The sequence below is a fragment of the Rhizobium sp. SRDI943 genome (assembly GCF_057653695.1).
Map to the genome: position 1 here is coordinate 3333533 of NZ_CM172787.1, position 12029 is coordinate 3345561.

Annotated in this window: 13 protein-coding genes; 2 read left to right on the forward strand and 11 right to left on the reverse strand. The window is 61.4% G+C overall.

Annotation, left to right across the window (positions count from 1 at the left end):
- Position 1 precedes the first annotated feature (1 nt).
- Both AC245Y_RS17115 and AC245Y_RS17120 read left to right on the forward strand, forming a co-directional pair.
- Positions 2 to 3328, forward strand: coding sequence for an efflux RND transporter permease subunit (locus AC245Y_RS17115; RefSeq protein ID WP_017994962.1), 3327 nt, complete (start codon positions 2 to 4; stop codon positions 3326 to 3328).
- 165 nt (positions 3329 to 3493) lie between these two features.
- Positions 3494 to 4177 carry a Crp/Fnr family transcriptional regulator gene (locus AC245Y_RS17120; RefSeq protein WP_012758678.1) on the forward strand — a complete coding sequence of 228 codons (684 nt, stop codon included), beginning with the start codon at positions 3494 to 3496 and terminating at the stop codon, positions 4175 to 4177.
- A gap of 120 nt (positions 4178 to 4297) precedes the next feature.
- Here the strand turns inward: AC245Y_RS17120 and ureG are convergent, their stop codons facing one another.
- The 11 genes from ureG to AC245Y_RS17175 all read right to left on the reverse strand — a co-directional run bounded on the left by ureG (position 4298) and on the right by AC245Y_RS17175 (position 12010).
- The gene (gene ureG / locus AC245Y_RS17125) at positions 4298 to 4909 is read right to left on the reverse strand and encodes an urease accessory protein UreG (protein ID WP_003542294.1); all 612 of its coding nucleotides are present in this window, start codon (positions 4907 to 4909) and stop codon (positions 4298 to 4300) included.
- A 190-nt stretch (positions 4910 to 5099) separates the two neighbouring features.
- A complete protein-coding gene (locus AC245Y_RS17130; protein ID WP_012758679.1) occupies positions 5100 to 5771 on the reverse strand; it encodes an urease accessory protein UreF in 672 nt (223 codons plus the stop codon).
- Positions 5772 to 5777: 6 nt separating this feature from the next.
- Complete coding sequence (gene ureE, locus AC245Y_RS17135; RefSeq protein WP_012758680.1) at positions 5778 to 6362, reverse strand: urease accessory protein UreE; 585 nt, start codon at positions 6360 to 6362, stop codon at positions 5778 to 5780.
- Between the two features lie 86 nt (positions 6363 to 6448).
- The gene (locus AC245Y_RS17140; RefSeq protein WP_012758681.1) at positions 6449 to 7309 is read right to left on the reverse strand and encodes a GGDEF domain-containing protein; all 861 of its coding nucleotides are present in this window, start codon (positions 7307 to 7309) and stop codon (positions 6449 to 6451) included.
- A 331-nt stretch (positions 7310 to 7640) separates the two neighbouring features.
- Entirely contained in the window at positions 7641 to 8312 is a 672-nt protein-coding gene (locus tag AC245Y_RS17145; protein WP_017994963.1) for a TIGR02117 family protein, read from the reverse strand.
- Between the two features lie 31 nt (positions 8313 to 8343).
- The gene (gene ureC, locus AC245Y_RS17150) at positions 8344 to 10056 is read right to left on the reverse strand and encodes an urease subunit alpha (protein ID WP_012758683.1); all 1713 of its coding nucleotides are present in this window, start codon (positions 10054 to 10056) and stop codon (positions 8344 to 8346) included.
- A gap of 3 nt (positions 10057 to 10059) precedes the next feature.
- Entirely contained in the window at positions 10060 to 10683 is a 624-nt protein-coding gene (locus AC245Y_RS17155) for a hypothetical protein (RefSeq protein ID WP_012758684.1), read from the reverse strand.
- Positions 10684 to 10699: 16 nt separating this feature from the next.
- Positions 10700 to 11107, reverse strand: coding sequence for a lysozyme inhibitor LprI family protein (locus tag AC245Y_RS17160; protein ID WP_012758685.1), 408 nt, complete (start codon positions 11105 to 11107; stop codon positions 10700 to 10702).
- Between the two features lie 22 nt (positions 11108 to 11129).
- Positions 11130 to 11435 (reverse strand): urease subunit beta, encoded by a 306-nt coding sequence (locus AC245Y_RS17165; protein WP_012758686.1) that lies wholly within the window; start codon positions 11433 to 11435, stop codon positions 11130 to 11132.
- A gap of 10 nt (positions 11436 to 11445) precedes the next feature.
- The gene (locus tag AC245Y_RS17170; RefSeq protein ID WP_012758687.1) at positions 11446 to 11697 is read right to left on the reverse strand and encodes a DUF1272 domain-containing protein; all 252 of its coding nucleotides are present in this window, start codon (positions 11695 to 11697) and stop codon (positions 11446 to 11448) included.
- A gap of 10 nt (positions 11698 to 11707) precedes the next feature.
- A complete protein-coding gene (locus AC245Y_RS17175) occupies positions 11708 to 12010 on the reverse strand; it encodes an urease subunit gamma (protein WP_003542318.1) in 303 nt (100 codons plus the stop codon).
- Between the last annotated feature and the right edge of the window lie 19 nt (positions 12011 to 12029).

Below are 12029 nucleotides of genomic sequence, written 5' to 3' on the forward strand. Positions count from 1 at the left end.
GATGAATTTTTCAGCCTGGTCCATCCGAAATCCCATTGCACCACTGCTGGCCTTCTGCCTGTTGGTGTTCATCGGCATGCAGTCCTTCAACGCGCTGCCGATCACGCGTTTTCCGAACATCGACGTGCCGCTCGTTTCGATCAACGTGACGCAGAGCGGCGCTTCGCCGGCCGAGCTCGAAATGCAGGTGACGAAGGAGATCGAAGACGCGGTGGCCTCCATCACCGGCATCGACGAAATCCAGTCGACGGTGACCGACGGTAGCTCGCAGACCGTCGTCATGTTCCGGATGGAAGTGCCGACCGAACAAGCCGTGCAGGACACCAAGGATGCGATCGACCGCATCCGCAGCGATCTGCCGACTACGGCCGAAGCACCAATCGTCTCCAAGGTCGATGTCGAGGGACAGGCGATCCAGACCTTCGCCGTTTCCTCGCCTGCCATGTCGCTGGAAGAACTTTCGTGGTTCGTCGACGATACGATCAAGCGTTCGCTGCAGGGCCAGGCCGGCATCGGCCGTGTCGACCGTTACGGCGGCGCCGAGCGCGAAGTGCGCATCGAACTTACCCCTGACAAGCTCAATGCCTACGGCATCACCGCCGCGAGCGTGAACCAGCAGCTGCGCGGCACCAACATCGACCTCGGCTCAGGCCGCGGCCAGGTGGCGGGAAGCGAACAGGCCATCCGTGTTCTCGGCGACGCCCGCAACGTCGCCGACCTCGCCAACACGACGATCGGCCTGCCGAACGGCCGCTTCGTCAAACTATCCGATCTCGGCGTCATCAAGGACACCTATGAGGAGCCGAAATCCTTCTCGCGCTTCAACGATACGCCAGTCGTTACCTTCGGCGTTTTCCGCTCCAAGGGCGCCAGCGAGGTCAGCGTCGCCGAAACCGTGGCGCAGAACCTCGACAAGGTGCGGACCGAAAATCCGAATGTGAAGATCGAACTGATCGACGATTCGGTCTATTTCACCTACGGCAACTACGAGGCCGCCATCCATACGCTCCTCGAAGGCGCGCTGCTCGCCGTCATCGTCGTCTTCCTGTTCCTGAGGAACTGGCGCGCGACGCTGATTTCGGCAATCGCCCTACCCTTGTCCGCGATCCCGACCTTCTGGATCATGGACATGATGGGCTTCTCCCTGAACCTCGTCAGCTTCCTCGCTCTGACGCTCGCCACCGGTATCCTTGTCGACGATGCGATCGTCGAAATCGAAAACATCGCCCGCCACATCAAGATGGGCAAGACGCCCTATCGAGCGGCGATCGAGGCGGCTGATGAAATCGGCCTTGCCGTCATCGCCACCACTTTCACCATCATCGCCGTTTTCGTGCCCGTTTCCTTCATGCCGGGCATCCCGGGCCAGTACTTCATCCAGTTCGGTCTGACCGTCGCCTTCTCCGTCTTCTTCTCGCTGATGGTCGCGCGACTGATCACCCCGATGATGGCCGCTTATCTGATGCGCGCCGAAGACGCCATGGAAGACCATCACGACAATGATGGCCTGCTGATGCGGGGATACACCCGTCTCATACGTGGCACCACCGGACGCTGGTACACGCGTTATGCGACGCTGATTGTCGCGTTCGCTTTCCTGGTCGGCTCCGTTTTGTTGCTGATGCAGGTTCCCGGCAGCTTCCTGCCGCCGGAAGATGCCTCACGCATCGTTCTCTCCGTCGAGCTGCCGCCCAATGCACGCCTTGACGACACCGAGAAGACGACGGATGCGATCTATGACAGGGTCAAGGACATCTACGGCGTCGATAGCGTCTTCGTCCTCGGTGGCGCATCGCCGAAGGGCGATCTCGAACTGCGCCGTGCGACCATCACGCTGGCACTCGACAAGCTCGACCAATCGCTGGTCAAGAAGATGGTCAACGACGTGATCGGCCGTATCCCCGTCATTGGCCCGAAACTGCCGAAGGTGGAGGTCCACGGCCGTGAACGCCCGCAGTGGGATATCGAAAAGGAAGTCTTCGCCAAGCTGCGTGATATTCCCGACGTCCGGATCCTGAAGCTCAATGACCGCGGCGAACGCGACCTCTCCTTCAACTTCCTTTCCAAGAACGACAAGGACCTGAACGACGCCGTCGGTATTCTGGAATCCAAGCTGCGCGCCGATCCGCTGCTTGCCAATGTCAGCGCCGACGGCTCCCTTCCCCGTCCGGAACTGCAGGTTCACCCGCGCATGGATGAGGCGGCCCGCCTCGGCATTACGCCGCAGCAGATCTCCGAGACGATCCGCGTCGCCACCATCGGCGATGTCGATGCCGCCCTTGCCAAGATCTCGCTCGACGATCGCCAGATCCCGATCCGCGTCCAGGCCGCACTCGACATGCGTCGCGATCTCGCGGCCATCCGGACATTGAAGATCCAGACCGCCAGCGGCGGCACCGTTCCGCTCGCGAGCGTCGCCAATATCGACTATTCGGAAGGCGTAAGCTCGATCAAGCGCAACAACCGCTACCGCGTCGTCTCGATCGGTTCCGACCTGCCGCAGGGCGTAGCACTCGACACGGCTTCGGCCCGCTTCCGTCAGATCGTCAACGACGCCAATATCCCGGCCACGGTGCACCTTGCCGAAAGCGGCGACACCAAGGTGCAAAGCGAGATGCAGCAGAGTTTCGTCAACGCCATGTTGATGGGCCTGCTGTTGGTGCTGACGGTGCTGATCCTGCTCTTCAAGGACGTGATCCAGCCCTTCACCATCCTGTTCTCACTGCCGCTCGCCATTGGCGGCGTCGCAGCCGGCCTGATCCTCACCAGCAATCCGCTGTCGATGCCTGTCATGATCGGCATCCTGATGCTGATGGGTGTCGTCACCAAGAACGCGATCCTGCTCGTCGATTTCGCAATCGAGATGCGCCATCAGGGCATGCCGCGCGTCGAGGCCATGGTCGAAGCCGGCCGCAAGCGCGCCCGGCCGATCATCATGACCTCGATCGCCATGTCGGCGGGCATGCTGCCTTCCGCGCTTGGTGTCGGCGAAGGCGGCTCGTTCCGCGCGCCGATGGCGATCGCGGTGATCGGCGGCATCATCGTCTCGACTGTGCTCTCGCTCGTCGTCGTGCCCTCCTTCTTCTTGATCATGGACGACCTGTCCCGCCTGCTCGGCTGGGCTTTCGGCCGCCTGGTCGGCAGGAAGGACGAGGAGGAGCTGCCGCTGTCGCGCGAGGATCTCACCCGTGTCACTCGGGAGAACCGAAGCGAGATCGACTCGCTGGAGGAGCGCCTGACCGCAATCGAAAAGCCGGAAGGCAAACGCAAGAGCGCCAAGGGCAACGACACCAACGTGCTGCGCCTGCCGCCCTTCGCGGCGGAATAAGCAAGACCCAGGAAAGGAACGGGCCGGGAGCGATCTCCCGGCCCGTTTCGTTTTTTGGTCATGTCTGACGATTGACCGAAATCAAATCCACCGCCATCTCCCTCCCGTATTTTGCCTGGCATGCACGTGGAATTGGAAAGACCGGCCATATCAGGAGACCGGGAGATGAACAGGACGCTGACATTCAACGGCCATGAGGCCGCTGTGCTCGCCAAGGCCGCCTTCATGGCCGGGCTCGACCACAACGAGGCTGAAGCCCTGCGCGCCTGCGCCACCGTTCGCCTCTGCGACCCGCACGACGTTCTCTTCGAGGAGGGCGACAAGGCGGCCTATTTCTATTGCGTACTCAGCGGTTATGTCAGGCTCTATCGCCACAACGGCGACGGCAGGCAGGCCGATATCCGCATCTGCGAGCCCGGCGACGGCTTCGCGGAATGCCTGATCCACGCCGACGAAACCTATCGCACCGGCGCGCAGGCGATGGATCATGCCGTGCTGGCATGCTTCCGCATTCCCAAGGTCCGGCTGTTGCTGGAGGAGCGGCCGCGGATCGGCAAGGCGATCATGCGCAGCCTGTCACTGCATCTGATCTCGACGATGGAATGCCTGGCAAGCGACCGGATGCAGACCGCGCCGCAGCGCGTTGCGCATTATCTGCTGACCCACTGTGCCGGGAACGGTGCGGCCGGTTCGCTGCGGTTGCCCTTTCCGAAAAACCTGCTTGCCCGCAAGCTTGGCCTCGCACCGGAGGCGCTCTCACGCGCCTTCTCGACGCTGAAAACGAAAGGTGTCACGGTGCGCGGCCGGGCGATCGCCATCAGCGACGTCAACCTGCTGCGGCAGGTCTGACCGCCAAAATCATCCCGCTTTAGAGCAATTCCAGCAAAAGTGCGTAGCGGTTTTGCGTCCGGAATTGCGTGAAAACAAAGAGATAGAGCATTTCCGTGATTCGGAGAAAAACGGAATGCTCTAGAGCCCGCCCTGCTCCCTGAGGAAGCTGACGATCGAACTGACGCCGTCGCCGCGCTTCATGTCGGAGAAGACGAAGGGGCGGCTCGCACGCATGCGCGTCGCATCCCGGTCCATGACCTCGAGATCGGCGCCGACATAGGGCGCCAGATCCTTCTTGTTGATGACAAGCAGGTCCGATCGGGTGATGCCGGGGCCTCCCTTGCGCGGGATTTCCTCGCCCTGGCAAACCGAGATGACATAGATGGTGATATCGGCAAGATCGGGCGAAAAGGTCGCCGCCAGATTGTCGCCACCGGATTCGATGAAGACAACGTCGAGATCGGGGATTCGCTGGTTGAGGCCGGCGATCGCCTGCAAATTGATCGTCGCATCCTCGCGGATGGCGGTATGCGGGCAGCCGCCCGTCTCGACGCCGACGATGCGGTCCGACGTCAATGCTTGCATCCGCACCAGCGCCTCGGCATCCTCTGTCGTGTAGATATCGTTGGTGACAACGGCGACGGAATAGTCGTCGCGCATCGCCTTGCAGAGCTTTTCGGTCAGCGCCGTCTTGCCCGAGCCGACCGGCCCGCCGATGCCGACACGCAAAGGTCCGTTTCTTGATTTCATATGCCTTACTCCAATCGAACCCCGATGATAACGAAGCCGCCCGCCCGCGCCACCGTCAAATGACTTAGAGCGCCTGTTTTTCTTCGAATCACGGAAGCGCTCTATCTCTTGGTTTTCACGCAATTCCGGACGCAAAACCGCTGCGCACTTTTGCTGGAATTGCTCTCACCGCAGCGATAATTTCGGACAATCACGAACGGAACAGCCGCGTCGCCTGCGTCTCGTGGCGCAGGCTGGCAATATCGGCCTGCACCGTCGCCGAACCCAGATCGTCAAGCGTCGAGGCTGCCGCCCGCCGGGCGACCTCCGTGATATGGTCTTCGAGACCGGCAAGCACGGCGACACCATCCCTTTGCCCCGCGACACCGAGGCGGATGCCTGATGAAACCGCTTGTGAGGCATAGGCATGCAGGAAGGCGGCAAGCGCCTTCTCGGGCTCTATGCCATGGGCGCCCGTTACCGCCCCGACCGCAATGGGATAAGCGACCTTGCCGGGTAGCCGATCGAACACCCCGTCCGGCCAGGCCCGCGCCGCTGCGAGAAAAGCCTCGCCGAGCAACATCGTTTCCTGATGGCGCTCGCGTGATCCCGCAAGCGCCTCGGCAAGCACGGCGATCTCGGCAAGGCGTACGGCTTCCACTTGGTGCCTGTGGCTTTCAGCCAGAAGCACCGCATCGTTCCAGACCGAACCATTACCGATCAGCGTGGCGGTCCAGGCCGCAAGCGAGCCAGCATCCGTGACGAGCCCGTCGGCAACCGCCCGCTCCAGCCCGCCCGAATAGGCAAAGCTGCCGATCGGAAAGGCCGGTGACAGCCATGCGGTCAGGCGCAGCAATGCCTGCAGCTCGCGATCCCCGGTCATCAAGGCTCAGTCGTGCTTGTGGTCATGATCATGACCGCGATCGTGGCGGTGTTCATGCTCGTGCTCGTAGCCATGTTCGTGATCATGGTCATGGCCGTGATCATGCCCGTGGTCATGATTGTGATCGTGATCGTGATCATGCCCATGCGAATGCCCGCCTTGGGAATGATAGGCCCCGCGCGCCGGCTGGAATGGTTCGTCGATCTCGAGGACGACGGCGCCGAGGCCCTGCAGCATGGTGCGGATGACATGATCGCGGAGGATGACGATGCGGTCTTCCTCGATCTGCGCGGCAAGATGCCGGTTGCCGAGATGCCAGGCGAGCTCGACCAGATGCGTGCGGTCGCGGCCGCGAACCTCGAAGAGCTTCTCGTCGGCAGCGAGGATCTCGATCAGTTCGCCGTCGTCGCGCACCAGCAGATCGCCATTGGCAAAAAGCACCGGATCCTTGAGATCGAGCATGACCATCTCGCCATTTTCCAGATGCAGCAGCTTGCGGCGCAGATGGCGTAGATCATGCGGCAGCTTGACCTGGGCGATCGGATGGGAGGAAGGGGTTCCGGCAGGAAGATAGGAGGTGACGCGCTGCATGATATGTCCGTTTTGCTGAGAGGACGACCATGCAAAATAGCTCTTCCCGATGCAAGCACCAATGGTCTTTCGTTCGGGTCCCGTTTTTATATTCCGTAAGCCTGCATCACATTGTCGCTCTCCGGTCCGCCCTCGCCATCGACGCCCTTATCGACGAGCCCGTGCCAGGCGTGATGCAGACCTTCCCGCTCGTGTACGACGCGATTGCGCCCGAGCGCCTTGGCGAGATAGAGCGCCCGGTCGGCGGAGGCATAGACCGCCTGCTTGTTGCGCCCGGCGACGAGATCGGCAACGCCGCCGGAAACGGTGATGCGGATATCGTGCCCCTCGGCCTTGATGGCGCCACCGGCGATCCGGGCTCGGACACCTTCGACGCGCTCCATCCGCGCCTCCAGCGGTTCCCCGGAGACGATGACGCCAAACTCCTCCCCACCCAGCCGTGCGACGACGGACATCTCATCGAAGGCGGAGGTGAGCATGGCCGAAACGGCAATGATAACGGCATCGCCGCAGCCATGGCCGAAGCGGTCATTGATCGTCTTGAAACGGTCGACGTCAAAAATGACCAGCGACGCGTCGCCATCAGTATTCTCAAGCGCCTCGGTAAAAGCCCGCCGGTTGAGCAGTCCGGAAAGTGTATCGGTGCGGCTGAGCTTTTCGAATTCCGCCCGCGAGAGCGCGAGATCGCGCATGGCAAAGCCGGCGAACAGTGACAGCATGCCGGAAACCGTACCGCCGATCAGCCAGGAAAAGATCGCGCTGAAGCCAATTGCATGAGCGAGTGTCACCGGCAGCAACCCGAGAAGATCGAGCGACGGCATCGTCAATGCGATAATGACTCCCGAGAGAATAACGGCGAGAAAAGCCATCTTCAGGGCGAAGACGTAGACGTTCTTGCGGTATTGAAGATCGCCGAAATCGGCCTGCAGCGAAATCCAGTTTCTCATGAGAATCAACCTTCCTGCTCGGCGTTTCCAGGCATTGATAAGAGCCCAATTGCTGCGGGTGTCTTAATCGACTCGTTAAGATTCGAACGGTTTGGGACGAATCGGTGGATAGAACTTTTCTAGCAGGGGGTGCAGTTTTCCAATCTCTGAATCGAACAGCGCAGAGAGACACTTAAATTACTGATATAAAAGAGATTTATTGATCACTGCGGGGCAGATGTTCCAGAATGGTTTAGCTGGGGAAAACATCGGTTCTTCCACTGATTTTTACAACCATATGGAGAGCGCTGTTCACAATTCACTTTAAGAGCGGACTGGCTCTACGGCTGCTTCAATTGTAGACAGAAACAGACAATCGCAATGCTTGTGGAATCGGGCTCCATAAGCCGGTTCGAAGCCCAGCCGAACGCAGGGCGGCGCCGCTCCAGGTGTTGCAGCCGAAGAGAGCGTTGAAGTATCCCCTGGCCTCGAAGAAACGGTCGATCTCGCCGTAACCGGCATCCGGGATCGGCACCACCGCGCCCGCGTCGCGCACGAAGCTGTCCGAGATAAAATTGCGCAGCTGCGCCAATTGATCGTCACTGACATTGAATGCCGCAACAGTCGGCTGCGGCTCGGTGATGTGACCGGCAAGATCCACATGCAGCACTGAACGGTCGATTGTCAGCGCGCGCAACACCGGCAGCGGCTTCAGTTCCGCCCATGTGGGAGTTTCCAGATAGAAGGCCCGACCGCCCCAGCCGATAATGAGCCACTCCGCATTCGGATGGCCGAGCGGAAAACCGGTATCGTCAAGGAAGGAAAAGGCAGCCCGCGTTTCCGCGTCGAGCGGAATGGCAATATCGGTATGGATCGGGCCCGACAGCAGCAGAATCCGATGCGTCACCGCCGCAGACGACGCCTTGACCGGCGCAATCAGCGGCCGGGGAATGAAGATTCCGCAGGCCGCCGAAAACACGAGCAGGAATACGATCCGCAACAACCAGCGGATGCCTGTCCTCATCGGAGCCGTCCATCACACATCCGACCTGGGCCTAGAACAGGAAGTAGCGCTGCGCCATCGGCAGCACCGTCGCCGGCTCGCAAGTCAGCAGCTCGCCGTTCGCCCTGACCTCATAGGTCTCCGGATCGACCTCGATCTCGGGTGTCAGGTCGTTGTGGATCATCGATGCCTTGGAGATGCCGCCGCGCGTGTTTTTCACCGCGACCAGCTCCTTGGCGACGCCGAGCCGGCCCTTCAGGCCGGCATCGAGCGAGGCCTGGCTGACGAAGGTGACGGAGGAATTGGTGAGGCTCTTGCCATAGGAGGCAAACATCGGCCGGTAGTGTACCGGCTGCGGCGTCGGGATCGAGGCGTTCGGATCGCCCATCGGGGCGGCCGCAATCGAGCCACCGAGCAGCACCATATCGGGCTTCACCCCGAAGAAGGCCGGGTTCCAAAGCACGAGGTCGGCACGTTTGCCGACTTCAACCGAGCCGATCTCACGGCTGAGACCATGGGCGATCGCCGGGTTGATCGTATATTTGGCGATATAGCGGCGGACGCGGAAATTGTCGTTGTCGCCCTTTTCCTCCTTCAGCCGGCCGCGCTGACGCTTCATCTTGTCAGCCGTCTGCCAGGTGCGGATCGCCACCTCGCCGACGCGGCCCATGGCCTGGCTGTCGGACGAGATGATCGAGAAGGCGCCGATATCGTGCAGGATGTCTTCGGCGGCGATCGTCTCCTTGCGGATCCGGCTTTCGGCAAAGGCGATATCTTCGGGGATCGACGACGACAGGTGATGGCAGACCATCAGCATGTCGAGATGCTCGGCAATGGTATTGACCGTATAGGGACGCGTCGGATTGGTCGACGACGGAATGACATTCGGCTGGCCGCAGATCTTGATGATGTCAGGCGCGTGCCCGCCGCCCGCCCCTTCCGTATGGAAGGCATGGATGGTGCGGCCCTTGATGGCGCCAATCGTATCCTCGACGAAGCCGCTTTCGTTCAGCGTGTCGGTATGGATCATCACCTGCACGTCGTATTCGTCGGCAACCGACAGGCAGCAGTCGATGGCGCCTGGCGTCGTACCCCAATCCTCGTGCAGCTTCAGCGAGGTGGCGCCGGCCAGCACCATTTCGGTCAGCGCCCCCGGCAGCGAGGCATTGCCCTTGCCGGCAAAGGCAAGGTTCATCGGAAAGGCGTCGGCGGCTTCAATCATGCGCGCCAGATGCCAGGGACCGGGCGTGCAGGTGGTGGCAAGCGTGCCGTGTGCCGGTCCGGTGCCGCCGCCGAGCATGCAGGTCATGCCGCTCATCAGCGCTTCCTCGATCTGCTGCGGCGCGATGAAATGGATATGGCTGTCCATGCCGCCAGCGGTGACGATCTTGCCTTCGGCGGCGATCGCCTCCGTGCCGGGGCCGACGATGATGTTGACACCCGGCTGCATGTCGGGATTACCGGCCTTGCCGATCGCGACGATGCGCCCATCCTTGAGCCCGATATCGGCCTTGTAGATACCCGAATGATCGACGATCACCGCATTGGTGATGACCGTATCGACCGCGCCATCCGCCCGCGTCACCTGGCTCTGGCCCATGCCGTCGCGGATCACCTTGCCGCCGCCGAACTTCACCTCCTCACCATAGGTGGTGAAATCCTTCTCGATCTCGATGAAGAGCTCCGTATCGGCAAGGCGCACCTTGTCGCCGGTGGTCGGTCCGAACATGCCGGCATAGGCGGCGCGCGAGATCTTGTAGGGCATCTATCAGGCTCCTTGGGAGGAAGAGACGAGTGTTTTTCCGCCGAGCCGCTTGAGGCGGCCAGCGGCAATATAACTATCGACAAGCTGTCGTTCGGCCGCAAATGGGTGCCATTCCCAGCCGACGTGGCCGAAGCCGGCAAGCGTCACCTCGGCCTCGGCATATGTGTTCAGCACCTCGGCAATGACGATCATACCGCTGCTCGGCACGACATAGGGCGACGGAGAAAACGCCGAAAGCGAGGCATCCACGGACTCGTGAACCGCCTTGCCGATGACGACGTGCTTCTTGCCGGTATCGGCGCAGTAGACACTGAATTCATCCGTATAGTCGTCGCAGAAATCGTCGAGTTCCGGATGCGAGACGGCAAGCGGTGCCCGCATCGCGGCGAATTTTTCCGGGTCGCGCACGCTCCAGATTTCGCCCGCCGACACCACGCCCGGATGGGTGCGCCACTCACGCGAGCCGAGCATCGCCTTTGCCGGTCTGCCGGTATTGCAGACCGCGACGGCATCCGTGCGGCTGCCGCCGGCGCCATAGGAGCGGCAATCATTGAAGCGGATGACGAAATCGGCGGCATCGATGATGCCAGCCCCGCCCTCCTCAATGTCGCCATTGCCGACGATCATGATTTTCCTGATCACCCTAGTTGCTCATCGTATCTTCGAGCTCTTTCAGCTCTTTCGTGCGTTTGTCCGTGATGTTGGCGAGACACCCGGCGACCAGCATCGGCTCCATCGTGCCGCCGCGGGCCTGAAAGCCGAAGGCGTCGCATTCGGCGTCGCGATAATCGATCCAGGCGCGCTGCGCCTTGACCAGCGCCTGCTCTGCACCCTTCCTGTCGCCATCCAGGTCCTTGTCGATCGCTGTCAGGACGGCGCGGGTCTTCTTGTATTGCGCATTCAAAGCCTTGTCGGCGGCCTCATGACGCGCCGCCTCGCAGGCAGTCATGTCCGATTGCGTCTTGGGACTGTTGCAATCGACATCCTCAGCAGAGGCAGCACCTGCCGTCAGCAGCATCGCCGCCCCGACGAGGCAGATATTCAAGCGCATGCACTCCTCCAGCCTATTGTTCTTAAAGCTTGCCCATCACCAGCTGACGGAAACCGTAGACCTCGCGCTTGCCGGAAAGCGGGATCAGCGTCACCGAGCGCGTCTGCCCCGGCTCGAAGCGCACGGCCGTTCCCGCCGGGATATCGAGCCGCTTGCCATGCGCCGCCGCGCGATCGAAGGAAAGTCCCGCATTGGTCTCGGCGAAATGATAGTGGCTGCCGACCTGCACCGGCCGATCGCCCGTATTGGAAACCTCCAGCGTCACCGTCGGCGCGCCGGCATTCAGTTCGATGTCGCCGCTCGCGGCAAAGATTTCGCCTGGAATCATCTCGTCCTCCTTAAGCCGCCTTGGGCGCGCAGCCCTCGGCTTTTAGCACACGCTTCGTCGACGCCGGATTTTTGGCAAGCATCGCCGCCGGCCGAATAGGCCTCGCAACGAGATTGCCGCCGCAGTTCGGGCAGACACCCTTCAGCACGCCGTCCACGCAATCGGCGCAGAAGGTGCATTCATAAGTGCAGATCCGTGCCTCAGTGCTATCAGGCGGCAGATCCTTGTCGCAGCATTCGCAATTGGGCCTGAGCTCGAGCATCCCTATCTCCTCACCGGATCGGCTCGTGCACGGTGACGAGCTTGGTGCCATCAGGAAACGTCGCCTCCACCTGCACGTCGTGGATCATCTCGGCAATGCCCTCCATCACCTGGGAGCGGCCGATCACATGGGCGCCGGCTTCCATCAGCTCGGCAACCGGGCGGCCATCGCGCGCGCCTTCGACGACGAAGTCGCTGATCAGCGCGATCGCTTCGGGATAGTTCAGCTTGACGCCGCGCTCCAGTCGCCGCCGCGCCACCATCGCCGCCATGGAAATCAACAGCTTGTCTTTTTCTCTCGGAGTGAGGTTCATCGCTTGTCCATCTGCTTGA

Coding starts and splice junctions, on each gene's coding strand:
- ureC (WP_012758683.1), bottom strand. CDS start 10,056: ATGCCCTACAAGATCTCGCGCGCCGCCTATGCCGGCATGTTCGGACCG.
- AC245Y_RS17160 (WP_012758685.1), bottom strand. CDS start 11,107: ATGCGCTTGAATATCTGCCTCGTCGGGGCGGCGATGCTGCTGACGGCA.
- AC245Y_RS17175 (WP_003542318.1), bottom strand. CDS start 12,010: ATGAACCTCACTCCGAGAGAAAAAGACAAGCTGTTGATTTCCATGGCG.
- AC245Y_RS17140 (WP_012758681.1), bottom strand. CDS start 7,309: ATGAGAAACTGGATTTCGCTGCAGGCCGATTTCGGCGATCTTCAATAC.
- AC245Y_RS17130 (WP_012758679.1), bottom strand. CDS start 5,771: ATGACCGGGGATCGCGAGCTGCAGGCATTGCTGCGCCTGACCGCATGG.
- AC245Y_RS17155 (WP_012758684.1), bottom strand. CDS start 10,683: ATGATCGTCGGCAATGGCGACATTGAGGAGGGCGGGGCTGGCATCATC.
- ureE (WP_012758680.1), bottom strand. CDS start 6,362: ATGCAGCGCGTCACCTCCTATCTTCCTGCCGGAACCCCTTCCTCCCAT.
- AC245Y_RS17165 (WP_012758686.1), bottom strand. CDS start 11,435: ATGATTCCAGGCGAAATCTTTGCCGCGAGCGGCGACATCGAACTGAAT.
- AC245Y_RS17115 (WP_017994962.1), top strand. CDS start 2: ATGAATTTTTCAGCCTGGTCCATCCGAAATCCCATTGCACCACTGCTG.
- AC245Y_RS17170 (WP_012758687.1), bottom strand. CDS start 11,697: ATGCTCGAGCTCAGGCCCAATTGCGAATGCTGCGACAAGGATCTGCCG.
- AC245Y_RS17145 (WP_017994963.1), bottom strand. CDS start 8,312: ATGAGGACAGGCATCCGCTGGTTGTTGCGGATCGTATTCCTGCTCGTG.
- AC245Y_RS17120 (WP_012758678.1), top strand. CDS start 3,494: ATGAACAGGACGCTGACATTCAACGGCCATGAGGCCGCTGTGCTCGCC.
- ureG (WP_003542294.1), bottom strand. CDS start 4,909: ATGAAATCAAGAAACGGACCTTTGCGTGTCGGCATCGGCGGGCCGGTC.